Genomic DNA, 23926 nt, shown 5'->3' with positions numbered 1-23926 from the left:
GGCCCTCTCAGTAGCGCCCGACCTGCGCGACAAGGCTGCGCGCCGCCTGCACATAGGCGGGGCCGCCGCAGACCGTCCACGCCTGCGGCAGGCGGATGCGCGGAATATCCTTCAACGCGGGATGGTGCAGCATCTCTGTGCCCTGGTCGCCCACCTGGTCGGTCGCGCTGTCGACGATGATGAAATCGGGCCGCGCGGCGACCAGTTCCTCTATCGACAGGCGGGAAAGCGGCGGCTTGCCCAGCCTGCCCGCCAGATTGACCAGCCCCGCGCGCCGCATCAGGTCGTCGATCAGCGTACCGGTGCCGGTCAGGAAACCGCGCCGCTGATAATAGGCGGCGACCCGCCCCTTGCCGGGCGCGGGCAAGGCATCCAGTTCGCGCTGCATATGCGCGACCAGCGCCTCGCCGCGCGCGGGATTTCCGACGGCGGCGGCGACCTTGCGGGTCTGCTCGACAATATCCGCGAAGCTTTCCGCCGTCCGCAGGTCGAGCGAGCGATAGCCCCGGTTGCGCAGCGGAACCATCACCGCGCTGCGCCGGGCGGGCATGCCGACGACCAGATCGGGGTCGATCGCCAGAACTTCCTCGGCGGACTGGCCGAGTATCCGCAGGCCCCGCGCCTGCGCCGCCGCCGCCGACATTTCGGGCTTGTCCGCATTGTGGGTGAGACCGGCAATCTGCCCGCGATCGGCCAGCGCCAGCAGATACTGGTCGGCGCACAGGTTGAGCGACACGATCCTGCGCGGCGGCTCTTCCGCCCGCGCGGCGGGCATGGCCCGGCCATGGGCCAGCATCGCCGCCGGCGGAGCACCCGCCAGCAGTAGGGGCAAGGCGAAAGCGTAGGGGAAAGGCTTTATCTGCGGCATCGGGCCGCATTCTTTAGCAGTGCGCCTGCGGGACACAAGGGCGACGGACGGTCGGGCCTCGCGTCCCCGGCCCCTAAAGATCCCGCACCAATCTTATCGCGTTTCGCACGATAGCGTCGGCCAGATCCTCGGAGGCCGGATCGATGATCTCGTTGTCGGGCTGGATCATCGCGCGGGAGCGCAGCAGCGCGAACCCGTATATGGCGGACCAGAGGGTGGCGATCATCACCCCGATATCCTCATCCTTCCGCCCTCCCCGGTACTCCACCACGGCCTGGCGGATAAGCTCATAGCCCTTGCGCTGGGCAACCTATCTAATCGTTGATTAGTTATCATTGGTTTTGCAGCGGCAGGCTGTTTCCCGTAGTCCCTAACCTGTTCGCGACATTTGACCATCTACCCAATGCGGGCCTCCTCATCCCTGCGGTGGTCACTATGCCGTCCATCTGCGCCGCCGCGATGGTGATCGGCTGGCGCGCCGCCGAACTCATCCGGCAGGACTGGCAGGGCCGCTGATCCCGGCACGCGCGGAGCCGGGGTCAGAACCCGTAGCGCAATGTCAGGCGCACATTGCGCGGCTCGCCGTAAATTGAGAATTATTCGCATCCCGTTGCCGCGCCTTCTCGAAACGATGCGTGCGGGGCGTGCCGCGATGACGCAGCATCGCGGCAACCGATGGCCGGCAGTGTCACTTTCCTGGCTGAAATGTGGCTGGGGCGGCAGGATTCGAACCTGCGCATGGCGGTACCAAAAACCGCTGCCTTACCGCTTGGCTACGCCCCAATATGGGTGCCGGACCGGCGCCGTCCGCCCTTGCCCGACCCTATGTCTGCCAGCGCATATAGCGGCTATCGCGCGAAAGGGAATATGGGTTTTGCAATATTCTGCCCTCGCTGTTCGCTCCCTTCCCCGGCCCGCTTTTTCGCGGAAAGCGGATGATCGGCAAGCATTCGCAGGGCCATGTCCCGCCCCGGCATGGTTCGCGCCGCCTTCCCGCTTGCCAATTCCGGCGAAAGCGGCCAACAACAACCTCCCATGACTGGCACCGGTTCGACAGCATCCCCCCTCTTTCTGCGCGAGGATGAAATCCGCCGCGGGATAGAATTGCTCTATTTCGGGCATAGCCATCTGACGCGCTCGGTCGATGCCATCCTTGCCGAACAGGATCTGGGACGGGCGCACCAGCGCGCGCTCTATTTCATCGCGCGCCAGCCCGACCTGATGGTCAGCGAATTGCTGGCGCTGCTCGCCATCACCAAGCAATCGCTGGGCCGCGTGCTCAATGAGCTGGTGGAGCGCCAGCTTGTCGAAACCCGCCCCGGCAAGCAGGACCGGCGGCAGAAGCTGCTGCACCTCACCATCGAGGGCGCGAAGCTGGAAGCCCGCCTGTTCGAGGCGCTGCGCGCAAAAATGGCCTCCGCCTATGTGCAGGCGGGGCAAGGGTCGGTGTCCGGCTTCTGGCATGTGCTGGAAGGCCTGATCCCCGAACAGGACAGGCAGATGGTCGCCGCCCTGCGCGACCACTAAAGCGTTTTCAAGTCAGATGGCACATCTGACGGCTCGGAAAACGTGGGAAACAAGGAATTTCCAGTTTCTGTCCGGTTCAATCTGAACAGGACAGAGTCTAGGAGCGGTCTCTGTTCAGCCCATGCGGGCCTGCAAACCGCGCTATCCTGCGCGTCGGTGCTCACGACCCTTTAGGTCGCTGCGCTCCGGTAGCTCGGATAGCATGTTTCTCGGCTCCGCCTGAACTGACTGTAGACCGATCCTGAAATATATCAGCCCGCCGAAAGCCGCTCCAGTTCCTCGCCCCGGTCGCGCGCGGCGCTCAGCGTGTCGCGGATGAGCGCGTCGAGGCGGCGGTCCTTGTCCATCACGTCCAGCCCCTCGCGCGTCATGCCGCCCTTGCTGGCGACACGGTCCGCCAGCGTGCCGGGGTCCGTGTCGGCCTGCGCCGCCAGCGCCGACGCGCCTTCCACCATCGCGGTGGCGAAACGCAGCGCCTGCCCCTCTTCCAGCCCCAGATCGCGGGCGCCCCTCGCCAGCGCGTCGATGAAGCGGAAGAGGAAGGCCGGGCCGCAGCCGGTCAGCGCCGTCACCAGATTGAACTGCTCTTCCCCGGCGATCCATTCGGCCAGCCCCAGCGGCACCATCAACGCCTGCACCGCCTCCCGCCGCGCGGCATCGAGCGCCGGGTCGGCGTAGAGCGCGCACACTCCCTTGCCCAGCGCCACCGGCGTGTTGGGCATCACCCGCACGACCGCCTCGCGCGGGGCGACGGCCTCCGCCAGGCGCCCCACCGATACCCCCGCCAGCAGCGACACCAGAATCAGGTCCTCGCGCCAGCGCGCCTTCAGGTCCGGCGCGACGGCCGCCAGTTGCTGCGGCTTCATCCCCAGCACCACCAGCGCCTCTTCGGGCAGGCGGTCGGGAAAGGAGGAGATCACGCGGACGCCGTTGCCCACCGGCTTGCCGCTGGGCCGCAGTACCGTGACATGGGCGGGCGCAAGGCCGCTTTCCAGCCAGCGGGACAGCATGGACCCGGCCATATTGCCGCATCCGACCAGAAACAGCGGCCGATCAAAGCGTTCGAGCATCGTTGCAACCTTTCTGCTTTCGGGCGTCTTGGGCAGCACGCGACGGAGCCCCCCCCCCCCCGGCCTGCGCCGGGATGACGGGAGCGCCCCTACGCCTCCCCGCGCGTCTCGATCATGCTCGCGATGATCGCTTCGGCCGGGGTTTTCCCGCCCCACAGCACGAACTGGAACACCGGGTAGAAGCGTTCGCATTCGTCCAGCGCCGCCTCGACCAGCAATTGCGCCTGATCGAGCGTCAGCGTCTCGCTGCTGCCGAGCAGCGCGCCGTGACGGAACAGGACGACGCCGGTGGACGACCACAACTCGAAATGCCCCAGCCAGAGCTGTTCGTTGATCAGGCCGATCGTCTCGTAGATCGTGCCGCGCTTGTCTTCCGGCACCCGGATGTCGGGCATGGCGAGAAGCTGGAGCACCTGATCTTCCTGCCGCCAGATGGCGCGGATTTCATATTGCGCCCAGCTGCCCGGAATCTTGGCGGAAATCTCGTCTTCGCCATTTTGCTGGAAGGTCCAGCCGTTCGCCTCGAAATAGCTGGCAAGCATGTCCAGCGGCTCGGCCTCCTGGCCATCCTGCTCGAATTCGTCGTTCCCCATCATGCAATTTCTGTTTTTCTGCGCCTTGTCGCGGTGTCCGGCGCATCATCTATCATCTTGCGATGCCCGTTGATACCGCAAAAAGGTGGAAAAACCTGTGGATAGTCTGTCGATAAGTCGCACGCGCCGTAGCCGGGCGCCACGGCAGATGGGGGCGGGCAGTCTCAGTCGCCCTTGCCCTTCGCCTCCAGCGCGTCGAGGCGGGCCTTCAGCGCCTCCACCTCCTCACGCGCGGCGGCGGCCATCGCCTTGACCGCGTCGAATTCCTCGCGGCTGACGAAATCGAGTCCGGCCACCCAATGCTTCGCCTTTTCGCGGGCATTGGCCTCGATCTCGCGGCCCATCCCGGCCAGCGTCCCGGCGGCGCCGTTGATCACCCGGCCCAAATCGTCGAAGAAACGGTTCTCGCTTTGCATGACAGCCTCGGAAAAATGCGGTTAAGCGGCCATCATATACGGGTTTTGAGGGCGGGAACAACAAAACTCGACGCGTCGGGGTTCAACCTGTCGATCGAATGGTTCAGCACGCCGGCGAACACCAGCCAGGCGAGATAGGGCAGCATCAGCACGGCGGCGATCGTGCGAATGCGCGCGAACAGGGCCGTCGTGACGATGGACAGCGCAAGAATGAAGAGCAGCAGCCAGAAGGCCTCCGTCACCATATGGGCGCGGAAGAAGAGCGGCGACCAGGCATAGTTGGCGGCAAGCTGGACCAGGAAGGTGCCGATCGCCGCGCCGCGCAGCCGCGCGCCGCGCGCATGCAGGATGACCGCCAGCGCCAGCCCCATCAGTATGTAGAGCAGCGTCCACGCCACACCGAACGCCCAGCCGGGCGGCATGAAATCGGGCTTCGCGAGCGAGGCGAACCAGCGATTGCCGTAGCCGCTGTCCGCTATCCTGCCGGACAGCATCCCCAGAAACACGATCGCCGGAACCGTGAACAGCGCCCATCGCACATAGGACATGCGCAACTGGGCCTGCGACGCGATTTCATTCATTCCTGCCCTTCCGCTCGCCGGTGCCGCCGGGGAAAGGAAAGCGCCGCAACTGCCGCGCAGTGCCTCGAATCCCCATCACCTGTTACGAATGTGGGCAGATTCGCGTTGCACCGCAAGATATTTGTCGGATCCCGCAAAGAGACAGGAAAGGCGCGGTTGTGGCCATGCTTATCTCGTCATGCCAGCGAAGGCTGGCATCTGTGGAGATGGCGCGCGACAAGGCCTGAGACCCCGGCCTGCGCCGGGGTGACGGTAAGGGTGAACCACCTCAAGCGCCGGGGCGGTGCGCCGCGATCAGGAATTCGACATTGCCCTCCGGCCCGGTGATCGGGCTGGGCGCTACGCCTTCCACCGCCCAGCCCTGCCCTTCCAGCCAGCCGCGCACCTGCGCGCAGACCCGTTCGTGCACGGCAGAATCGCGTACCACGCCGCCCTTGCCCACTTCCTCGCGGCCCGCCTCGAACTGCGGCTTGATCAGCGCCATCAGCCGCGCGCCGGGCGCGGCGAAGTGCATCGGGCGCTCCAGCACCTTGGCCAGCGCGATAAAGCTCGCGTCGCAGACGATCAGGCCGATCGGTTCGGGGATATGCTCCGCCGTCAGGATGCGCGCGCTGGTCTGCTCGTGCACGATAACGCGCGGGTCGGTACGCAGCTTCCAGGCGATCTGGTTGGTGCCGCTGTCGACCGCATAGACCCGCGCCGCGCCCTTGGTCAGCAGCACGTCGGTGAAGCCGCCGGTAGAGCTGCCCACGTCCATCGCCACCGCGCCGGCTACGTCCCAGCCGAAATGGTCGAGGCCATGGGCGAGCTTGATGCCGCCGCGCGACACCCAGGGATGGTCGCGCCCGCGCACCTCCAGCGCACTGTCGGCGGCGAGCTGCTGCCCCGCCTTGTCGATCTTGCGCTCGCCGCTGAACACCAGCCCGGCGAGGATCAGCGCCTGCGCTCTGGTGCGGCTTTCGGCAAGGCCGCGATCCACCAGCAACTGGTCCGCCCGCGCCTTCCTGCTCATGCGCCCGCCCCTTCGGCCAGCCCGGTGAGCAGCGCGGGCGTCAATATCTGCGGCAGCTCGCGCGCTTCCCCGCCGCCCGCCGGATACCAGAGATAGAGCGGCACGCCGGAGCGGCCATGCTGCTCCAGAAAGCGGGTGATCGCAGGGTCGCCTCTGGTCCAGTCGCCGACGATCAGGCGCACGCCCGCCTTGTCGAACGCCCGGCGCACCTCGGCGCGGTCGATCGCGGCGGCTTCGTTGACCTTGCAGCTGAGGCACCAGTCGGCGGTGAAATAGAGGAACACCGGCCCGCCGCCCGCCCGTGCCTGCCGCAGCGCCTCGGCGCTGAACGCATCGCCCGGCACGTCGCCGTCCGGACGGGCAAGCCCTTCGCGCGCGAGCAGGCCGACCGCGCCGCTGCCCGCGACGACCGCCAGCGCGCAGGCGGCGGCGATCGCCAGGCCACTGGTGTGGCGCCCGCCCCGCTGCCGCCGCCCCAGCCACCAGAGCAGCGCCGCCACCAGCGCCGCCGGCACCACGCCCAGCGCCAGCCCGGCCCCGCCCGCCTGCCGCCAGAGCAGCCAGAGCAGCGCGAGGGCGGTCGCGAACATCGGGATGGAAAGCCAGCGCTGCACCCGCTTCATCCACGGGCCGGGGCGCGGCAGGCGCGCGCGCAACGCCGGAATATAGGCGAGCAGCAGGAAGGGCAGCGCGATGCCGAGGCCCAGCCCGGCAAAGACCGCCATCGCCACCCCGGCGGGCAGCACCAGCGCCGTCCCCAGCGCCGTCGCCATGAACGGGCCGGTGCAGGGCGTCGCGACGAAAGCGACCAGCACGCCGCTCCAGAAATCGCCCGTCAGGCCGCGCCGGGTCGTCAGCGCGCCGTCGACCTGCACCGGCGCCAGCTCGAACAGTCCGGCAAGGTTGAGCGCGATCGCCACGCACAGCGCCAGCAGCGCGACGATCACCGCCGGGCTTTGCAGCTGGAACGCCCAGCCGACGCTCTCGCCGCTCGCCCGCAACGCCAGCACCGCCACGCCCAGCGCCACGCAGGTCAGCGCCACGCCAGCCGTATAGGCCCATGCCTCGCGCCGGGCATGGGCGGGCGACGCGCCGCTGCGCAGCAGGCTCATCGCCTTGAGGCTCAATATCGGAAACACACAGGGCATGATGTTGAGCAGCAGCCCACCCAGCACCGCGCCGCCAAAGGCGAGCAGCGCCAGCCGCCAGACGCCGCCATCGCTCCCGGCAATTGCGGGAACCGGTCCCGGCGTGGCGCGGATCGCGATGCCCTGATCCGCGCCGATGCGCAGCACGCCTTCCAGCGCCGCCTTGGGCGCCGCGAAACCGTCGAGCGCGATCACGAGGCGATCACCCTCCCGCCCGATCCTCTGCGGCGCGGCATAGCTTTGCGCGCCGCTGGTCAGCGGGAAGAAATGCGCGTCCTTCACCGCCGCGTCGCGCGGAAAAGGGATGCCCAGGCGCAGGCCACCCGCGCCGTCGCCCTCGAACCGGGCCTCTCCGCCCAGCGGACGCGGCAGGGCGCGGCGATACGCATCGAACGCCGCCCGGTGCACGGCCTCTTCCTGCCCCGGCCTGCCCACCGTCAGGTCGAGCGCCAGATCACCCTGTTCCGGCACGCACACCGTATCGGAGCAGACCAGCCAGCTGCCCCGCGCCCGGATCGGCAGCGTCGCGCCGGGCTTCAGCGTCGCGGGCAGCTTCAGGTCCATCAGGATCGCATAGCGCCCCTTGTAGACATGGTTCATCAGCCCGGACACCAGCAGCACATCGGGCACCGGATAGCGCATCGGCCCCACGGAAACGCCCGGCGGCAGGGTCCATTTCAGCTCGGTCGGCACGCCCGCATCGCCGGGGTTTTCCCAATAGCCGTGCCAGCCCGCCTCCGGCTGCATCACGAGGGCGAGCGTCACCGTCCCGCCCGGCGCGGGGGTCGGATTTTCCGCTTCCAGATGCCCGGCCATATGCGGGCCGCCGCCCGGCAGCAGGAGCTGGGATGGGGACTGGGCCCGCGCACCCGTGCCGCCAGCCAGCAGTGCCGCCGCGATGATCGTCAGGAAGAAAGAGAAAATCCGCATCATGCCTGTCTTCAGCGGCTAGGCCGGTCGGCCCGTCCAGTCAACTTATAGCGACCAATGCCGGGCCCAGCCGCTCCTTGAGGCTATCCACCAGCAGGCGCACCTTGGGCATCAGGTGCCGCCGTTCGGGGTAGACCGCCCAGATCGGCTCCTCGCGGCGGCGATAATCGGGCAGCACCTCGACCAGCGCGCCTGAGGCGAGATGGCGCAGCACATAGAATTCCGGCAGTTGGCAGATGCCGATGCCCGCCAGCGCCGCCCGCGCCACCGCCTCGCCGCTGTTGCAGCGCCAGCGCCCCTTGGGCCGGAACACCCGATCCGCGCCGCCGACCTCGAAATGCCAGTTGGCCGAGCTGCCGATCAGGCAGTTATGCCCCTCCAGATCCTCGATCTCCTGCGGGGTGCCCGATGCGGCGAGATAGCCCGGCGAGGCGCAGCTGTAGAGGCGCCGGGCCGCGATGCGGGTGCGGACCATGCGGGAATCGCTGAGGTCGCCGGTGCGGATCGCGAGGTCATAGCCCTCCGCGATCAGATCCACGATGCGGTTGCTGAGGTCCAGCGTCACGCTCAGCTGCGGCCAAGCGAGGCAGAAATCCTGCACGATCGGCGCGACGAAGCCCTCGCCCAGCGCGGTCGAGCAGGTGATGCGCAGCTCGCCGCCCGGCTCGCCGGTGGCGCTCAGCGCCGCGAACGCTTCCTCCCGCTCGGCGATGATGCGGCGGCAATGGTCGACGAACACGCGGCCATTCTCGGTCAGCACCACCTTGCGCGTGGTGCGGTAGAACAGCTGCGCGCGCACCTGCGCCTCCAGCCGGGCGACGGCGCGGCTGACGGTGGAGGTCGGCATTTGCAGCATCTTGGCCGCGTTGGCGAAGCTGCCGGTAGTGGCCACCGCCACGAATTCGTCTATACCATGCCAGCGATTGGACATTATTCCATTTCCGCAACAGTGAATTGCCTGTACGCGTCTTTATTGCACTCGGCCCCCTCTCGTAAAGACAGCCGCAAAGAGGAGTCACACAGATCATGAAAACCCGTGCAGCCGTAGCTTTCGAAGCCAAAAAACCGCTGGAAATCGTCGAACTCGACCTCGAAGGGCCGAAGCCCGGCGAGGTACTGGTCGAAATCATGGCGACCGGCATCTGCCATACCGACGCCTATACGCTCGACGGTTTCGACAGCGAGGGCATATTCCCCTCCGTGCTCGGCCATGAAGGCGCGGGCGTGGTGCGCGAAGTCGGCGCGGGCGTCACCTCGGTCAAGCCGGGCGACCATGTGATCCCACTCTACACGCCGGAATGCCGCCAGTGCAAAAGCTGCCTTTCGGGCAAGACCAACCTGTGCACCGCGATCCGCGCGACGCAGGGCAAGGGCCTGATGCCGGACGGCACCACCCGCTTTTCCTACAAGGGCCAGCCGATCTTTCATTATATGGGCTGCTCGACTTTCTCCAACTTCACCGTGCTGCCGGAAATCGCCGTCGCGAAGATCCCCGAGGACGCGCCGTTCCAGTCGAGCTGCTATATCGGCTGCGGCGTCACCACCGGCGTCGGCGCGGTCGTCAACACCGCCAAGGTGCAGGTGGGCGACAATGTCGTCGTCTTCGGCCTGGGCGGCATCGGCCTCAACGTCATCCAGGGCGCGCGCCTCGCCGGCGCGAACAGGATCATCGGCGTCGACATCAACCCCGACCGCGAGGAATGGGGCCGCCGCTTCGGCATGACCGACTTCCTCAACTCGAAGGGCCTGTCGCGCGAGGAGACCGTCGCGAAGATCGTCGAGCTGACCGATGGCGGCGCCGACTACACCTTCGACGCCACCGGCAATACCGAGGTGATGCGTACCGCGCTGGAGGCCTGCCATCGCGGCTGGGGCACCTCGATCATCATCGGCGTCGCGGAAGCGGGCAAGGAGATCAGCACCCGCCCGTTCCAGCTCGTCACCGGGCGCAACTGGCGCGGCACCGCGTTCGGCGGCGCCAAGGGCCGCACCGATGTGCCCAAGATCGTCGACATGTACATGACCGGCAAGATCGAGATCGACCCGATGATCACGCACGTCATGGGCCTTGAGGAAATCAACACCGCGTTCGACCTGATGCACGCGGGCAAGAGCATCCGCTCCGTCGTGGTGTTCTGATCGGAAACAGGAAGGGGACGCCCCATGTTCAGCCATGTCTATTTCGGCTCCAACGATATCGAGAAGTCGAAGAAATTCTACGACGCGGCGCTGGGCGCGCTCGGCTATGCCGCGGCGCCCTATCCCACGGGCGTGATCTATCCTTCCGAAAGCGGGGCGATCATCATCGCCCCGCCCGCCAATGGCGAGGCGGCCAGCTTCGGCAACGGCCACACGCTCGGCCTGAAGGCGAGAAGCTATGCGGAGGTGGATGCGTTCCACGCAGGCGGCGTCGCGGCGGGCGGCACGTCGGAGGGCGAGCCGGGCTTCCGCCCGAAATCGCCGGGCAATATGTACGGCGCCTATCTGCGCGATCCCGACGGCAACAAGATCTGCGCCTTCGCCCCCAATGTCGGCCCCAGGGAATGAGCGGCATGGAAACCATCTCCACCAACAGGAGCTTCAGCGGCACGCAGGGCGTCTACAAGCATGCGTCCAGCGCGACGGGAACGGAGATGACCTTCTCCGTCTTCGTGCCGGATCATGCGCCGGGGGCGAAGCTGCCGGTGCTCTGGTATCTGTCCGGCCTCACCTGCACCCATGCCAATGTGACGGAAAAGGGCGAGTTCCGCGCTGCCTGCACGGACGCCGGGATCATCTTCGTCGCGCCCGACACCTCGCCGCGTGGTGAAGGCGTGCCCGATGACCCTGAGGGCGCCTATGATTTCGGCCTCGGCGCGGGCTTCTACGTCAATGCGACGCAGGCGCCCTTCTCCACCCATTATCATATGCGCGACTATATCGAGACGGAACTGCCCGCCCTCATCGCCGCGCAATTCCCCGCCGACATGGACCGGCAGGGCATCACCGGCCACAGCATGGGCGGCCATGGCGCACTCACCATATCCTTGCGCAATCCCGGCCGTTTCCGCTCGACCTCGGCCTTCGCGCCGATCGTCTCGCCGCTCAACTGCCCCTGGGGCCACAAGGCGCTGGGCGGATATCTGGGCGAGGATCGCGCGGCCTGGACGGACTATGACGCCTGCGCGCTGATCGACGGCGGCGCGCGCCTGCCCGACCTGCTGGTCGATCAGGGCGAGGCCGACAGCTTCCTTGCCGAGCAGCTCAAGACCCATTTGCTGCGCGAGGCGTGCGACCGGGCGGGGCAGCGCGCGACCATCCGCATGCAGCCGGGCTATGACCACAGCTATTATTTCATCTCAACCTTCATGGCCGAGCATGTCCGCTGGCACGCCGGGCGGCTGAAGGGATAAGGCGCGCCCTGTAATCGACAGGCACTGGCGGCGGCGGCTTGCCGTAACGCAACGATGCGCTATCCTCCCTTTCCGTAGCGACAGGCCAATGAAGGCAGGGAGGATAGCGCGATGTGCGACGAATATAGCGAAGCCGAAAATGCGCGATGGCTGACCGCGCGTCAGGGGATCGACCGGCGCCAGTTCGGCCTGGCGGGCGCCAGCGCCGCCGCGCTGGCCCTGTTCCCCGGCTGCGCGTCCGGCGCGGACAAGCGAGCGGAGTTGGAAACGGCATCCCGCACCGTGAAGATCCCGACGCCCCATGGCACCGCCGACGCCTTTTTCGCCTACCCCGTGCAGGGCAAACGCCCCGCCGTCATCATGTGGCCGGACATCGCCGGGCTGCGCGAAGCCTATGAAGTGATGGGCAGGCGGCTCGCCGCCGCGGGCTATGCGGTGCTCGTCGTCAACCAATATTATCGCTCCGCCCCCGCTCCGATCCTCAAGGATTTTGCCGAATGGCGCAGCGAGGCGGGACAGGCGCGGCTGAAGCCGATGATCGCGGCGATCGACCCGGCGGCGACCGTCAGCGACGCGGGCGCTTTCGTCGACTGGCTCGACCGGCAGGCGGAGGTCGATACCGGGCACAAGATCGGCAGCTGCGGCTATTGCATGGGCGGCCCCTTCACCATCCGCACTGCGCTGGCACGGCCTGATCGCGTCGGCGCGGCGGCCTCCTTCCACGGCGCGAACATGGTGAACGACACGCCGGACAGCCCGCACAAGCAGTTCGCGAAGATAAAGGCCGCGCTGCTCATCGCCATCGCGCAGAATGACGACGAGCGCCAGCCCGACGCCAAGAACGTGCTCAAGGCCTCCGCGCAGGCCGCGGGCCTCCCCGCCGAGATAGAGGTCTATCCCGCCCAGCATGGCTGGTGCACGATCGATTCCCCGGTCTACGACCCGGTGCAGGCGGAAAAGGCCTGGGCGCGCATGCTCGCGACCTATGAGGCCAATCTCTGAGGCGAAGCGGGCGGCGGGACGGTTTGCATTCAGCCGTTTGAGGCAAGGAGCAGACGCTCATCTTTACCGTCACCCCAGCGCAGGCTGGGGTCGCAGGCCATGTCGCGCGCCGCCTCCTGAGATGCCAGCCTGCGCTGGCATGACGGGAATAAATGGCGGGTTTTAGGTGGTTATGCGACATTAGCCCTTCCCCTTCAGGGGAGGGGAGGATCAAGTCAGCTCTTAACCCGCAAACCGCCCGTCCCTCAATCGACCCGGCGCAACCCCGCCGCGAACGCCTTCGCCTTGGCGACATAGGCCGCCGCGCTTTCCCGCAGTTGGGCGATGTTGCTTTCATCCAGCTTGCGCACCGCCTTGGCCGGCACGCCGACGATCAGGCTGCCCGGCTCGAATATCTTGCCCTCGGTCACCAGCGCCCCGGCGCCGACGACGCAATTTTCGGGGATGACCGCGCGGTTGAGGATCGTCGCACCCATGCCGACCAGGCTGTTGTCGCCGATCGTGCAGCCGTGCAGCATCGCATGATGCCCGATCGTCACCCCTTCGCCGACGGTGCAGGGAACGCCCTCGTCGCTGTGCATCACCACCTGTTCCTGCACATTGCTGCGCGCGCCGATGGTGATGGGGGTGTTGTCCGCGCGGATGACGACGCCGAACCAGATGCTCGCCTCCGCGCCCAGCCGCACGTCCCCGACAAGATCGGCGGAAGGCGCGACCCAGGCCGAACCGTCCTCGGGCAGAACCGGCGAATGTCCGTTGAACTCGTAAAGCGGCATCGCGCCTACCCTCTTCCTGTTGCGGCCGGAACCGGCCGGCTTGTCGAGGTCCGTTTACCCGGCGGCCCCTGCTTTAACAAGATCGGGCCCCCGTTTTAACGGGGCGGTGACGGCGGGAGAGCCTGACCCGCCGCCACCGCCCCATCGCTCCACCGGCAGCACCGGCCCAAGGCCCGCCGCCGGTAGCGCCTGTCCGCTCAGAAGGCGTAGGAGAGGGAAAGCTGGAGCACCGGATAGACCTTGTACTGGTCGATATCCCGCTCGATCTCGCGCTGTTCGTCGGCGATGCTGTTGAGGAAAGCCGGGTCGCTCGCCAGCCCGCCGGTCGCCTTCAGGTCGCGGATGCGCGGCGTGCCGTGGAACATCACGCCGCCGTCGACGCCGAACTTCACGCCCTGGCTGACGCCCCCGCCATAGCCGAGGGTCAGCATCGGCGCGAATTCCTTCGCCTTCACATGGCCCGACAGCGTGCCGATCTGCGCCGGGGTGTAAAGGTCGCCGCCGATCTCGACCGCCTGCGTCGGGCTGGCCTTCAGGCGAATCTTGTTCTTGTCGATGCGGAAACCGGCGCTGAGGCGGAAACCGCCCTCGAACGGATAGACGTCCGCCATCAGGCCATAGGAGGCCAGCTTCAGCTTGCCGTCATAGGTGATGTCGCTGCCGTCGACCGAGTGGCTGACGCCGAGGAAGGTCGCGCTGCCGCGCACGCCGAACATCGGCGACAGGCGTGCGCCGACCTCCGGCCCGATGCCGAGCGTGCCGCCGGTGATGCCGATCGAATAGCTCGAATCCTGCGCCTGCGCCGTGCCGGCCTCAAGCATCGCAAGAGCCCCGGCGGCCCAGAAAATCCCCTTTTTCATGATGATAGCTCCCTTATTTGTGATTGAGCGCGCTGCTGATATTCTGCCCGTCAGAGCGAATCATCCTCAAATCTGATGAAAAGATTGGGAATTGATGAAGGGCGAGAGGGTGGGACGATCTGCATGAGCCATGGCGATCTGTACGACGCCATCTTCGATGACGAGGCCTATTCGCAATTGCCCGCGATGGTCGCGGCGGTGGCGGGCGGACGTTCCTGCACCCTCTATCATTTCCATCCGCAAAACCCGCTTCCCGATCTCCAGTTCTCCTATTTCTCCCGCTCGTTGATCGACGATTTCATGTCCGATATTTCCGACGACATCTGGATGAACGCCGGAATGGCGACGGGGATCGTCAACAAGGCGATCGCGCTGGACAGCTTCGTGCCGGAACCGGTCTATCGCGCGTCCTGGCTTTGGAACGACCTGTTCCGGGCCCATGGCGACGACACCGGCCACAGCCTCGGCATCGTCCACAAGATGGACGGCATGGTGATGTGCAGCGCGATCCAGCGCTCCTTTTCCTCCGGCGCCTTCGATCGGGAGGAGGTGGCAAAGCTGGACCGGCTGGCGACCGACCTGCACCGCGTCTATCGCGCCCGGCATGTGATGCGCCGCCAGAGCGAGCGCCTCTCCCACCTCGCCGAGCTGCTGCACAGCGGGGGCGAGAAGCTGCTGCTGGTCGACGGCGAGTTGCGGGTGATCGAGGGAAGCCCGGCGGCGCTGCGCCTGATCGAGCGGAAGGACGGCATCGACATTCAGGAAGGCAGGCTCTGCCTCGCCGACCCGCACCTGACGCTGGCGATCCGCAAGGCGGCGGAGGACACCATCCATCGCCGCCCCACGCAGCGGGCGACCTTCCTCTGCCTGCGCCCATCCGGCGCGTTCCCGCTGCACCTGCTGGTGCTGCCCGCCATGCACGCCGCGCGCTCCTCCTGCGTCATCGTCATCAACGACGGCCAGATGCGGGAGGACAGGCTGCAACTCTGGCTGCACCAGCATTACGGCATCACCCCCGCCGAAGCATCGGTGGCGCTGGCCCTGCTGGCGGGCCGCTCCCCCGAAGAGATCGGCGAGACCCGCCAGGTAAGCGTCGCCACCGTGCGCAGCCAGATCAGGCAGTTGCTGGAAAAAACGGGCACCAACAGCGTGACCCAGTTCATCATCCTGCTGAACGCGATAGGCTGAAATGCTCTCGCCGGGGGGGCACGTGGCCCGGCACGATATAAGCCGGTCGGTTGGCTGGTGAAAATCGAACAGGAGGCAGATACGAAGCCGCTTTCCTTCGGTGAGGGCAGTCGATCCCAAAGGATCGCACCACGCCGACCACGCTGATGCGAGTGGCCGTCAAGGGAACCGGCAGGTTCGCGATAAATGTTGGGAAATGGTGGAGCCGAGGGGGATCGAACCCCTGACCTCGTCATTGCGAACGACGCGCTCTCCCAGCTGAGCTACGGCCCCGATGCGCCCGCCTATAAGCGAGCAATTTAATGGTGGCAACGCCCTTTTTTACAAAAAGGCGAGAGAATTTTTCATGCAGGCTGCGTGGCGAAACCGATGGTGAGGAAAGCGGGAACCGGGCCATTCCACGCGCCGTCCTCCAGCGTGCCGTCGACATCGGGATGACGACCGCGAGAGCGGCCTTCTTCCTCGCCGCGCCGCCCGCTCTCCGATCGGCGGCCTTCCGCGCGCCTGCCCCCGGCCTGCCTGCCTTCCGCCTGCTTGCCCTCGCCCTGCCTGCCTTCGCCCTGCCTGCCTTCGGACCTGCGCGGTTCCGCCTTGTCCTGCGGATCGCGGCGGTCGCTCCGCCCCTTGCGGCGCTTCCGGTCGGCGGGCGCGGCGTCCTCGGCGAAATCCTGCGCCGAATCGGCTTCGCCTTCCCCACCGGACGCATATTCGATCGCCGTGCCGATCAGCTTCTGGATATTGTCGATCGCCTCGGCATCGTCCTTCGTCACGAAGGTATAGGCGGCGCCCTTCGCTCCGGCGCGGCCGGTGCGGCCGATGCGGTGGACATAATCGTCCGGGTGCCAGGGCGCGTCGAAGTTGAACACATGGCTCACGCCCTTGATGTCGAGGCCGCGCGCGGCGACGTCCGACGCCACCAGGATGTTGACCTCGCCGCTCTTGAACCGCTCCAGCTCGGCGATACGCGCGTTCTGGTCGATATCGCCGTGAATCTCGCCGCTGGCGAAGCCATGGCTCCTGAGGCTCTTGTTCAGTTCGCGCACGGTGGACTTGCGGTTGCAGAAGACGATCGCGTTGGTGACGTTCCCGTCCCGCAGCAGGCTGCGCAGCTTTTCCCGCTTCTTGCGCGCATCCACCTTCACCAGCCATTGGGTGATGTTGGCCGAAGCCGTCGCCGGGCGCGCCACCTCGACATATTTGGGATTGGTGAGGAACTTGTCCGACAGCTTCTTGATCGGCGGCGGCATGGTCGCGGAAAAGAGCAGCGTCTGCCGGTTGGCGGGCAGCTTGGTGCAGATGTTCTCGATATCGGGAATGAACCCCATGTCGAGCATCCGGTCGGCCTCGTCGATCACCAGCAGGCCGCAGCCGGTCAGCAGGATATTGCCCCGCTCGAACAGGTCCATCAGGCGGCCCGGCGTCGCGATCAGCACGTCGACGCCCTTTTCCAGCGCCTTCACCTGATCCCCCATCGACACGCCGCCGATGAGGAGCGCCATGCTCAGCTTGTGATATTTGCCGTATTTCTCGAAATTCTCGGCCACCTGCGCGGCCAGTTCCCGCGTCGGTTCGAGAATCAGGGAACGTGGCATGCGCGCGCGGCTGCGCCCATGGGCGAGGATGTCGATCATCGGCAGGACGAAGCTGGCCGTCTTGCCGGTGCCGGTCTGGGCGATGCCGATCAGGTCCCGCATCATCAGGACGGGGGGGATCGCCTGCGCCTGAATGGGCGTGGGCGTATCGTATCCGGCCTCCGTTACGGCCTTCAACAATTCTTCAGAAAGGCCGAGATCGGCAAAATTCATCCAGTTTTCCCGGAATCCGAAACGCCAGGCACCATGCCCCGCTATAATCGCGGGCCATTGTCAAAAAAGGCGATATTGTCAAGAAAATCCATGCGGGAGAGGTGAAGAAAACGTCCCCCTACTTGTCCGGCACCAGCCGCTTGAATTCCGTGATCGTGCAATTGGCGCCGCTGCGCGCCAGCAGACGGTCGCGCCCGGCGCAGAGCGAACCATCGTCATCGGGCTGGATGTAGAAGCCGGAATAGAGCGCCTCCGGCCGGCATTCACGGCTGAGATGTGCCCGCAGGCGGCTTGCGTCGCGCAGCATCAGATCGACGCCGCGCGACGATGTGATCGCCGCCGCCCGCAGCTGGGCGAGCTGCACGCATTTCGGGCCCTTGCGCTCCTCCCACTTCATCGCCTGCGGCGGCGCGGGCGCGGGCGGCAGCGGGTCGCCGCGGCGGCGCGGGCGCTGCATGTCCGGCGGCGGCAGGCCCGGCCGCACCATCGGCACGCGGATGATGACGCGCTGCTCGATCGTCATCTGCGCCAGCTCGACCGGCGGCATCGCAGCAGCTGGGACAGCAGCAGGAGCACGGGCAACGGCGGGCGGGAAACCGGAGTCGCGGGCCCCTGCCCCGCCTTCCGTCACGGATGCAACGGCGGGGATCGAAACGGACAGCAGCAGAAAAGGCACCAAGATCACGATCACCCTTTTTCGCGTCTACAGGTCGCGACGACACACCCCATTAAAGCGATTTCGCAAGTGGAAACAATGCCGCCCAAAAATCACGGAAAACGCAGAATCCATCCGGGCATAGACAAGCGCTGTTGAACAGCAGGTGAATTGCGACAATATGCCGGCCATGAGCAATCCCTCCTCCCCGGCAATCCCCCTCGAACGGTTACACGCCATTCTCGGCCCCAAGGGCCTCATCACCGACGCCGACGCCATCGCGCCCTGGCTGACCGACTGGCGCGGACGCTTCCATGGGCAGAGCCCCGCGATCCTCGCCCCCGCCACCACGCGGGAGGTCGCCGCCGTCGTCGCGCTGGCGCAGGAGCAGGCAATTCCGCTGGTGCCGCAAGGCGGCAACACGTCGATGGTCGGCGGCGCCACCCCGCCGGCCAATGGGCGCGCGCTCATCCTGTCGCTGCGCCGCATGAACGCGATCCGCTCGCTCAGCGCGGAGCATAACCGCGCGGTGTGCGAGGCAGGCGTGATCCTTTCCACCCTGCACGAGGCCGCCGAAGCGGCCGGACGCCGCTTCCCGCTCAGCCTCGGCGCCAAGGGCTCGGCGACCATCGGCGGGCTGGTTTCCACCAATGCGGGAGGCACGCAGGTGCTGCGCCACGGCACGATGCGCGGGCTGGTCGAAGGGCTGGAGGCGGTGCTGCCCAATGGCGAGGTCTATGAGGGGCTGGAGCCGCTCAAGAAAGACAATCGCGGCTATGACATCCGCCACCTGCTGATCGGCGCGGAGGGGACGCTGGGCGTCGTCACGGCGGCGACGCTGCGCCTCGTCCCCGCGCTCACCCGCACCGCGACGGCCTGGGTCGGGGTCGAAAGGCCGCATGACGCGCTCGCGCTGCTGCGGTTGCTGGAACGGCGCTTCGGCCAGACGATCGAGGGGTTCGAGGTGATCGCGGGCGACTGCCTCGGCCATGTGCTCTCCCACATTCCCGGCACGCGCTCGCCGATCGGGACGCCCTCGCCCTGGCATGTGCTGATCGAGTTCGACCTGAGCGAGGCCGCTGACGGCGCGCAGGGGGAACAGCGAATCCTGTCGGCGCTGAGCGAATTTCTGGAAAGCGGGCGCGGCCTCGACGCCACGCTCGCGCAGAACGAGGCGCAGGCGCAATCCTTCTGGCGGCTGCGCGAATCGATATCGGAGGCGGAGCGCGCGCAGGGCCCGGCGCTGCAATTCGACATCAGCGTGCCGGTGGAGGCGATGCCCGACTATATGGTGGAAACCGCGAAAGCCGCGCAGGCACGCTTCCCCGGAACCACCGCTTCCTCCTTCGGCCATCTGGGCGACGGCAACGTCCATTTCCATGTCCGCGCGCCCAAGGGCACCGCCGACGGCCCGGCGTGGATCGCCCGGCAGGGCAAGGAGATCAGCCGCTTCGTCCATGACGCGGTGGAGGCCGCGGGCGGCTCCATCTCCGCCGAGCACGGCATCGGCCAGATGAAGCGGGCGGAGCTCGGCCGCCTCGCCTCGCCCGCGCGACTGTGGGCGATGCGCGCGATCAAGCAGGCGTTCGATCCGCGCGGCATCATGAACCCGGAAAAGCTCATCCCGCTTGCATCGGAAGGCTGAGGCATTTATCGCCAGCCCCTGACGGTCGCAAGCGAGCCTTCCCGGCGCCCGCGAGCGACAGGCGGGCACCCCGTTCAACATCGTGGCCCGTTCAGCATCATGGAGACGATTATGGCCAGCGCGCCGAATGCCAATCTGCCGATTTTCTATAACGACCTCGTGCCGCTCAACAGCAACGAGCATGCGAACCACCGCATCCGGCCGATCGACGCCGCGCCCTTCCTGAAGGATCAGCACGCGGTCCCGCTGACCATCGACGAGTTCGTTTCCGCCCAGCGCTTCGTGCCGATCATCTTCTCGGCGGGCGAGGATCCGGTGCCGCTGGCGCTGATGGGTCTGAACGAAGGGGTCAACACCTTCCTCGACGAGGAAGGCAAGCTGCGCGGCCCGGCCTATGTGCCTGCCTATGTGCGCCGCTATCCGTGGATGCTGGCGAAGCTGCGCCCCGACAATGACGAGCTGTCGCTCTGCTTCGACCCCAGCGTCGACTGGATCGGCGAGTTCGAGGACGGCGAGCCGCTGCTCGACGAGAACAAGCAGCCGACCGAGATCACCAAGGGCATCCTCAAATTCTGCGAGGAATTCGAGCAGGCCGCCCAGCGCACCTCTATGTTCATGAAGGACCTGAAGGAACTGGGCCTCATCATGGACGGCGAAGTGGCGATCCAGATGCCGAACAACGACCAGCCGTTCGTCTATCGCGGCTTCGGCATGGTGAACGAGGAAAAGCTGCGCGAACTGCGCGGCGACCAGCTGCGCAAGATCAACCAGAACGGCATGCTGCCGCTGATCCATACGCACCTCTTCTCGCTTCAGCTGATGCGCGAGATTTTCCAGCAGCAGGTCGAGCAGGGCAAGCTGCCCAACGTCCCGGCCCCCGCGCCCGCCGCCTGACCGCCCACGCCCGGAGTCGCCCGGCCGGATTCGGATGATCCGGCCCGAAAAAGGCGTCGCCGGGGCACCGGGCCTTCAGTTCAGCGAATTTAATACGCCCCCGATCGGTTCGGGGGCGTATTTTTTCATATGTTAAAAAAGAGCGGTTTTCCGCCATTTCAAGAATATAGGCCCTGTCATTTCCACGGATGGACAGAAAAAAACGGGGCGGGCTGCGTCGATAGTCGGCCAAGAGTGGTTGAAAAATCACGCCACCTCCCTTAATTAAACACTGTGCTGGTGCCTGTTCCCCTTTCGGGCACAGCATGGACGCCTTCTCTTGAGGGCGTCTCCTCCCTGAACCTGGCCACCCTATGCTTGCATAGGGTGGTTCTTTGTTTTGTGGTGGATGTACTGGAAAATCCCGGCTTTTTCGGCCTTCCCGCCACAGCCCGGCATCACCCGCCCCGACGGCCTCGCACCCCCGCGCATCTGGCGCGTCACTCGTCCCGCTATTCGGCGGCTTCGGACCAGCGGTCGCGACTCAGCTCGCGCTCCAGCGCCTCGACCAGCCGCGTCAGCGCCCCGCGCATCCGCGCCAGCCCGGCGCCCGGTTCCTCCAGCGCCCCGTCCAGATAGAGGTCGCGGGATATCTCGATTTGCAGCGCATGCCGCCCACGCCCCGGCTGCCCGTGCCGCTCGATCAGATAGGACCCGGCATAGGGATGGTTGAGCGCGACCCGCAGCCCCTCCGCCCGCAGCACGGACCCGGCCATTTCGGAGAGGCGCGCGGAGGCCGACGCGCCGAACCGGTCGCCGATCACCACGTCCGCCCGCTCCCCGTTCCGCCCGGAGGGAAGCAGCGGCGGCATGGAGTGCACGTCGACCAGCAGCGCCTGCCCATGATGGCGGCAGAGGCGGTCCAGCGACCGCTCCAGCTCGCCATGATAGGCCCGGTGCATCTGCGCGATGCGGCTGCTCGCCTCGTCCCAGCCCATGGCGCCGCGCCACAGGTCGCCCGATCGCGGCAGGCTGCGCGGAAAGAGGCCCAGCCCCCCGCGCTGCTTGGCGCTCTGGATCAGCGGCTCGCCATGCGGGATGCCGTGAACCAGCACCGGGTCGATATCGCGCGGATCGCGGTTGAGGTCGATCACCGCGCGCGGCACCCGCGCCACCAGCGCGCGACAGCCGCGCGCCGCCAGATCCTCGATCAGCAGGTCGGCATGGCGGTCCTCCAGCCGTTGCAGGTGCGAGAGGCCCATGCGGCTGCGGGCGAGGACAGCCGGAGCGTAAGCCCGCCCGGCATGGGGAACGGACAGCAGCACGGGCCCCGCCGCGCCCTCGCCCGGCCCCGCCCCGCGCCATTCGAACAGAGGACCGGCGGCCCACGGCTCCATGCTGCCTGTCACATTCCTCACCGCGCCTGCTTCTCGCCTGGTCCCATCCGTTTTTCCGCGTTTCGTCCCGCCATGTTAAGCGCTTATCCACAAATGCAAAGCATAAGCTGACGTGCATTGACAGGGTGCATGTCGGCTGGCAGCACTCGTGGCAAAGGAAAAAGAGGTGCAAGGGTCGATGATCCGTATTTTGCTGGCGGAAGACGATGACGCGATGCGGCAATATCTGGCGCGCGCGCTGGAACGGGCGGGCTATGACGTCAGCCCCGTCGACCGGGGCACGGCCGCGCTGCCGCTGCTGGAAGCCGAATCGTTCGACCTGCTGCTGACCGACATCGTGATGCCGGAAATGGACGGCATCGAACTGGCCCAGCATGCCGCGCGGGTCGCACCCGACATGCGTGTGATGTTCATCACCGGCTTTGCCGCCGTCACGCTGAAGGCGGGCAATGCGGTGCCGCAGGCCAAGGTCCTGTCCAAGCCCTTCCATTTGCGCGATCTGGTGCTGGAGGTCGACCGCATCTTCGGCCTCGAAAGCGCCAAGGGCCTTTAAGCGCCCTCCCTCCGGCGCAGGGTCGATCGACATTCAGTTCAGGTGGAGCCGAAGCCGAAGGCGACCGTAGGTCAAAATTGTGATTTTCGAGCATCGGAGCGCAGCGGACTTAAAGGTCCGTGAGCACCGAAGCGCAGAAAAGCGCGATTTGCAGGCCCGCATGGGCTGAATGTCGATCGACCCTAATCTTCGATAATCGCTTCCATATTCTCCGTCACCGGCATCGGATGGCCGCGCATCGCCGCGTCCAGCCGCTGGCGGTCGAGCTTGCCCTCCCACGCCGACACCACCACCGTCGCCACCGCATTGCCGACGAAATTGGTGAGGCTGCGGCATTCGCTCATGAAGCGGTCGACGCCGAGGATCAGCGTCATCCCGGCGACGGGCACCGAAGGCACGATCGCCAGCGTCGCCGCCAGCGTGATGAAGCCCGCCCCCGTCACCCCGGCCGCGCCCTTGGAACTGATCATCGCGATCAGCAGCAGCGCGACCTGCTGCCCAAGGCTCAGCTCGACATTGGTGGCCTGCGCGATGAACAGCGCCGCCAGCGTCATATAGATGTTGGTGCCGTCGAGATTGAAGCTGTAGCCGGTCGGCACCACCAGCCCGACCACGCCCTTCTCGCACCCGGCTCGCTCCATCTTCTCGATCAGGCTGGGCAGCGCCGCCTCGGACGACGAGGTGCCCAGCACCAGCAGCAGTTCTGACCGCAGATAGACGATGAGCCGCCACACCGAAAAGCCCGCCATCCGCGCGATCACGCCCAGCACGATCAGCACGAACAGCAGCGAGGTGAGGTAGAAGGTTGCGACCAGCCCGGCCAGATGGGCCAGCGCGCCGAGGCCGTATTTGCCGATGGTGAAGGCCATCGCGCCGAAGGCGCCGACCGGCGCGGCCTTCATCAATATCGCCACCAGCCGGAACACCGCATGGCTGGCCGAATCGAACAGCTCCATCAGCGGCCGCGCCTTCTCGCCGATCATCGTCAGCGCAATGCCGAACAATATCGCGACGAACAGCACCTGAAGGATATGCCCGTCGGCCACCGCCGCGACCAGCGTCGCCGGGATGATATCGAGCAGGAAGGCGACAAGGCTGTTTTCATGCGCCTTCTCGGCATATTGGGCGATGCGCGACGCATCCAGCGAGGCCGGATCGATGTTCATCCCCGCGCCCGGCTGCGTCACATTGGCGACGATCAGGCCGACCACCAGCGCCAGCGTCGATACGGTGATGAAATAGAAGAACGCCTTGCCCGCGACCCGGCCGACGCCGGACAGCTCGGTCATCCCGCCGATGCCGGTGACGACCGTCAGGAAGATGACCGGGGCGATGATCATCTTCACCAGCTTGATGAACGCATCGCCCAACGGTTGCAGCGCCTCCCCCGTCGCGGGCGCGAGGACGCCGACGAGCACGCCCGCCGCGATGGCGATCAGCACCTGCACGTAAAGATGGCCGTACCAGCGGACCGGCGCCTGTGGCGGGCCGTCCCTCGTGATCGCCATATTCACCATTTCCGCGCCCCCGTCCTGCATTTTCCATCGCGACAATCCATCGCCGTTCCGCCCCTAAAAAAAATGCCGCAAGACTTCAATCAGGGCTTGCGCAAACAGCCGATCGAGGCTAACTGCG

At 66.5% G+C, this 23926-nt stretch carries 24 protein-coding genes and 2 tRNA genes; 9 read left to right on the top strand and 17 right to left on the bottom strand.

Translation table 11 applies throughout. The features are described 5' to 3' along the window. Positions 1–7: 7 nt before the first annotated feature. The 3 genes from GGR43_RS04030 to GGR43_RS04020 all read right to left on the bottom strand — a co-directional run bounded on the left by GGR43_RS04030 (position 8) and on the right by GGR43_RS04020 (position 1651). The gene (locus tag GGR43_RS04030) at positions 8–796 is read right to left on the bottom strand and encodes an ABC transporter substrate-binding protein (protein ID WP_188070833.1); all 789 of its coding nucleotides are present in this window, start codon (positions 794–796) and stop codon (positions 8–10) included. 145 nt (positions 797–941) lie between these two features. Next, positions 942–1097, bottom strand: a complete 156-nt coding sequence (locus GGR43_RS04025) for a hypothetical protein (RefSeq protein WP_188070653.1) — start codon at positions 1095–1097, stop codon at positions 942–944. A 479-nt stretch (positions 1098–1576) separates the two neighbouring features. Continuing rightward, positions 1577–1651: transfer RNA gene (locus tag GGR43_RS04020), tRNA-Gln, on the bottom strand. Between the two features lie 252 nt (positions 1652–1903). On the opposite strand from GGR43_RS04020, the gene GGR43_RS04015 reads away from it, so the two are divergent. Further along, positions 1904–2395, top strand: a complete 492-nt coding sequence (locus GGR43_RS04015) for a MarR family winged helix-turn-helix transcriptional regulator (protein ID WP_188070652.1) — start codon at positions 1904–1906, stop codon at positions 2393–2395. Between the two features lie 251 nt (positions 2396–2646). Here the strand turns inward: GGR43_RS04015 and GGR43_RS04010 are convergent, their stop codons facing one another. The 7 genes from GGR43_RS04010 to GGR43_RS03980 form a co-directional block, all read right to left on the bottom strand. Beyond that, a complete protein-coding gene (locus GGR43_RS04010; protein ID WP_188070651.1) occupies positions 2647–3465 on the bottom strand; it encodes a pyrroline-5-carboxylate reductase family protein in 819 nt (272 codons plus the stop codon). Positions 3466–3554: 89 nt separating this feature from the next. Then, positions 3555–4061: a type III secretion system chaperone family protein gene (locus GGR43_RS04005; protein ID WP_188070650.1), complete on the bottom strand. Its 507-nt coding sequence runs from the start codon at positions 4059–4061 to the stop codon at positions 3555–3557. A 161-nt stretch (positions 4062–4222) separates the two neighbouring features. Next, entirely contained in the window at positions 4223–4474 is a 252-nt protein-coding gene (locus GGR43_RS04000; protein WP_188070649.1) for an accessory factor UbiK family protein, read from the bottom strand. Between the two features lie 32 nt (positions 4475–4506). After that, on the bottom strand, positions 4507–5055 hold the full coding sequence (locus GGR43_RS03995) for a TspO/MBR family protein (protein ID WP_188070648.1): 549 nt from the start codon (positions 5053–5055) through the stop codon (positions 4507–4509). A 268-nt stretch (positions 5056–5323) separates the two neighbouring features. After that, complete coding sequence (locus GGR43_RS03990; RefSeq protein ID WP_188070647.1) at positions 5324–6067, bottom strand: TlyA family RNA methyltransferase; 744 nt, start codon at positions 6065–6067, stop codon at positions 5324–5326. Continuing rightward, positions 6064–8145 (bottom strand): protein-disulfide reductase DsbD family protein, encoded by a 2082-nt coding sequence (locus GGR43_RS03985; protein ID WP_188070832.1) that lies wholly within the window; start codon positions 8143–8145, stop codon positions 6064–6066. The genes GGR43_RS03990 and GGR43_RS03985 overlap by 4 nt, the downstream gene beginning before the upstream one ends. A 40-nt stretch (positions 8146–8185) precedes the next feature. Further along, entirely contained in the window at positions 8186–9076 is an 891-nt protein-coding gene (locus GGR43_RS03980) for a LysR substrate-binding domain-containing protein (RefSeq protein ID WP_188070646.1), read from the bottom strand. Between the two features lie 95 nt (positions 9077–9171). Here GGR43_RS03980 and GGR43_RS03975 point away from each other — a divergent pair, with 95 nt between their 5' ends. The 4 genes from GGR43_RS03975 to GGR43_RS03960 all read left to right on the top strand — a co-directional run bounded on the left by GGR43_RS03975 (position 9172) and on the right by GGR43_RS03960 (position 12539). After that, positions 9172–10284, top strand: a complete 1113-nt coding sequence (locus tag GGR43_RS03975) for an S-(hydroxymethyl)glutathione dehydrogenase/class III alcohol dehydrogenase (RefSeq protein WP_188070645.1) — start codon at positions 9172–9174, stop codon at positions 10282–10284. A gap of 24 nt (positions 10285–10308) precedes the next feature. Beyond that, the gene (locus GGR43_RS03970; protein WP_188070644.1) at positions 10309–10692 is read left to right on the top strand and encodes a VOC family protein; all 384 of its coding nucleotides are present in this window, start codon (positions 10309–10311) and stop codon (positions 10690–10692) included. A 5-nt stretch (positions 10693–10697) separates the two neighbouring features. Then, positions 10698–11537 (top strand): S-formylglutathione hydrolase, encoded by an 840-nt coding sequence (fghA, locus tag GGR43_RS03965; RefSeq protein ID WP_188070643.1) that lies wholly within the window; start codon positions 10698–10700, stop codon positions 11535–11537. A 111-nt stretch (positions 11538–11648) separates the two neighbouring features. Continuing rightward, on the top strand, positions 11649–12539 hold the full coding sequence (locus GGR43_RS03960; protein ID WP_188070642.1) for a dienelactone hydrolase family protein: 891 nt from the start codon (positions 11649–11651) through the stop codon (positions 12537–12539). 245 nt (positions 12540–12784) lie between these two features. On the opposite strand, the gene GGR43_RS03955 is transcribed toward GGR43_RS03960, so the two are convergent. After that, positions 12785–13315 (bottom strand): gamma carbonic anhydrase family protein, encoded by a 531-nt coding sequence (locus GGR43_RS03955; protein WP_188070641.1) that lies wholly within the window; start codon positions 13313–13315, stop codon positions 12785–12787. 197 nt (positions 13316–13512) lie between these two features. Continuing rightward, positions 13513–14175 (bottom strand): hypothetical protein, encoded by a 663-nt coding sequence (locus GGR43_RS03950; RefSeq protein WP_188070640.1) that lies wholly within the window; start codon positions 14173–14175, stop codon positions 13513–13515. 123 nt (positions 14176–14298) lie between these two features. Between GGR43_RS03950 and GGR43_RS03945 the strand changes: the two genes are divergently transcribed. Next, positions 14299–15363 (top strand): helix-turn-helix transcriptional regulator, encoded by a 1065-nt coding sequence (locus GGR43_RS03945; RefSeq protein WP_188070639.1) that lies wholly within the window; start codon positions 14299–14301, stop codon positions 15361–15363. A 197-nt stretch (positions 15364–15560) separates the two neighbouring features. On the opposite strand, the gene GGR43_RS03940 is transcribed toward GGR43_RS03945, so the two are convergent. From GGR43_RS03940 to GGR43_RS03930, 3 genes are all read right to left on the bottom strand, one after another. Further along, positions 15561–15636, bottom strand: a tRNA-Ala gene (locus GGR43_RS03940). A 71-nt stretch (positions 15637–15707) separates the two neighbouring features. Next, complete coding sequence (locus GGR43_RS03935) at positions 15708–17168, bottom strand: DEAD/DEAH box helicase (RefSeq protein ID WP_188070638.1); 1461 nt, start codon at positions 17166–17168, stop codon at positions 15708–15710. A 118-nt stretch (positions 17169–17286) separates the two neighbouring features. Further along, positions 17287–17853 carry a hypothetical protein gene (locus tag GGR43_RS03930; RefSeq protein ID WP_343054423.1) on the bottom strand — a complete coding sequence of 189 codons (567 nt, stop codon included), beginning with the start codon at positions 17851–17853 and terminating at the stop codon, positions 17287–17289. Between the two features lie 160 nt (positions 17854–18013). Here GGR43_RS03930 and GGR43_RS03925 point away from each other — a divergent pair, with 160 nt between their 5' ends. Next, positions 18014–19468: an FAD-binding oxidoreductase gene (locus GGR43_RS03925; RefSeq protein WP_188070637.1), complete on the top strand. Its 1455-nt coding sequence runs from the start codon at positions 18014–18016 to the stop codon at positions 19466–19468. A 111-nt stretch (positions 19469–19579) separates the two neighbouring features. Then, positions 19580–20362: a SapC family protein gene (locus GGR43_RS03920; RefSeq protein ID WP_188070636.1), complete on the top strand. Its 783-nt coding sequence runs from the start codon at positions 19580–19582 to the stop codon at positions 20360–20362. Positions 20363–20853: 491 nt separating this feature from the next. Here the strand turns inward: GGR43_RS03920 and GGR43_RS03915 are convergent, their stop codons facing one another. Next, on the bottom strand, positions 20854–21759 hold the full coding sequence (locus GGR43_RS03915) for an N-formylglutamate amidohydrolase (RefSeq protein WP_223177269.1): 906 nt from the start codon (positions 21757–21759) through the stop codon (positions 20854–20856). A gap of 157 nt (positions 21760–21916) precedes the next feature. On the opposite strand from GGR43_RS03915, the gene cpdR reads away from it, so the two are divergent. Next, on the top strand, positions 21917–22291 hold the full coding sequence (gene cpdR / locus GGR43_RS03910; RefSeq protein WP_188070635.1) for a cell cycle two-component system response regulator CpdR: 375 nt from the start codon (positions 21917–21919) through the stop codon (positions 22289–22291). A 182-nt stretch (positions 22292–22473) separates the two neighbouring features. Here cpdR and GGR43_RS03905 read toward each other — a convergent pair whose 3' ends face one another. Next, a complete protein-coding gene (locus GGR43_RS03905; protein ID WP_188070634.1) occupies positions 22474–23799 on the bottom strand; it encodes a dicarboxylate/amino acid:cation symporter in 1326 nt (441 codons plus the stop codon). Positions 23800–23926: the final 127 nt, after the last annotated feature.

This window comes from Sphingobium jiangsuense (assembly GCF_014196495.1).
GTDB classification, from domain to species: domain Bacteria; phylum Pseudomonadota; class Alphaproteobacteria; order Sphingomonadales; family Sphingomonadaceae; genus Sphingobium; species Sphingobium jiangsuense.
This window is presented reverse-complemented; position numbering and strand designations above follow the sequence as displayed.

Excerpts from the sequence above, each read along its gene's own strand:
- fghA (WP_188070643.1), top strand. The coding sequence starts at position 10,698 with ATGGAAACCATCTCCACCAACAGGAGCTTCAGCGGCACGCAGGGCGTC.
- GGR43_RS03925 (WP_188070637.1), top strand. The coding sequence starts at position 18,014 with ATGAGCAATCCCTCCTCCCCGGCAATCCCCCTCGAACGGTTACACGCC.
- cpdR (WP_188070635.1), top strand. The coding sequence starts at position 21,917 with ATGATCCGTATTTTGCTGGCGGAAGACGATGACGCGATGCGGCAATAT.
- GGR43_RS04005 (WP_188070650.1), bottom strand. The coding sequence starts at position 4,061 with ATGATGGGGAACGACGAATTCGAGCAGGATGGCCAGGAGGCCGAGCCG.
- GGR43_RS04010 (WP_188070651.1), bottom strand. The coding sequence starts at position 3,465 with ATGCTCGAACGCTTTGATCGGCCGCTGTTTCTGGTCGGATGCGGCAAT.
- GGR43_RS03905 (WP_188070634.1), bottom strand. The coding sequence starts at position 23,799 with ATGGCGATCACGAGGGACGGCCCGCCACAGGCGCCGGTCCGCTGGTAC.
- GGR43_RS03975 (WP_188070645.1), top strand. The coding sequence starts at position 9,172 with ATGAAAACCCGTGCAGCCGTAGCTTTCGAAGCCAAAAAACCGCTGGAA.
- GGR43_RS03920 (WP_188070636.1), top strand. The coding sequence starts at position 19,580 with ATGGCCAGCGCGCCGAATGCCAATCTGCCGATTTTCTATAACGACCTC.
- GGR43_RS03970 (WP_188070644.1), top strand. The coding sequence starts at position 10,309 with ATGTTCAGCCATGTCTATTTCGGCTCCAACGATATCGAGAAGTCGAAG.
- GGR43_RS03960 (WP_188070642.1), top strand. The coding sequence starts at position 11,649 with ATGTGCGACGAATATAGCGAAGCCGAAAATGCGCGATGGCTGACCGCG.
- GGR43_RS03935 (WP_188070638.1), bottom strand. The coding sequence starts at position 17,168 with ATGAATTTTGCCGATCTCGGCCTTTCTGAAGAATTGTTGAAGGCCGTA.
- GGR43_RS04015 (WP_188070652.1), top strand. The coding sequence starts at position 1,904 with ATGACTGGCACCGGTTCGACAGCATCCCCCCTCTTTCTGCGCGAGGAT.
- GGR43_RS03990 (WP_188070647.1), bottom strand. The coding sequence starts at position 6,067 with ATGAGCAGGAAGGCGCGGGCGGACCAGTTGCTGGTGGATCGCGGCCTT.
- GGR43_RS03985 (WP_188070832.1), bottom strand. The coding sequence starts at position 8,145 with ATGCGGATTTTCTCTTTCTTCCTGACGATCATCGCGGCGGCACTGCTG.
- GGR43_RS04030 (WP_188070833.1), bottom strand. The coding sequence starts at position 796 with ATGCTGGCCCATGGCCGGGCCATGCCCGCCGCGCGGGCGGAAGAGCCG.
- GGR43_RS03945 (WP_188070639.1), top strand. The coding sequence starts at position 14,299 with ATGAGCCATGGCGATCTGTACGACGCCATCTTCGATGACGAGGCCTAT.
- GGR43_RS03955 (WP_188070641.1), bottom strand. The coding sequence starts at position 13,315 with ATGCCGCTTTACGAGTTCAACGGACATTCGCCGGTTCTGCCCGAGGAC.
- GGR43_RS03980 (WP_188070646.1), bottom strand. The coding sequence starts at position 9,076 with ATGTCCAATCGCTGGCATGGTATAGACGAATTCGTGGCGGTGGCCACT.
- GGR43_RS03950 (WP_188070640.1), bottom strand. The coding sequence starts at position 14,175 with ATGAAAAAGGGGATTTTCTGGGCCGCCGGGGCTCTTGCGATGCTTGAG.
- GGR43_RS03995 (WP_188070648.1), bottom strand. The coding sequence starts at position 5,055 with ATGAATGAAATCGCGTCGCAGGCCCAGTTGCGCATGTCCTATGTGCGA.
- GGR43_RS04000 (WP_188070649.1), bottom strand. The coding sequence starts at position 4,474 with ATGCAAAGCGAGAACCGTTTCTTCGACGATTTGGGCCGGGTGATCAAC.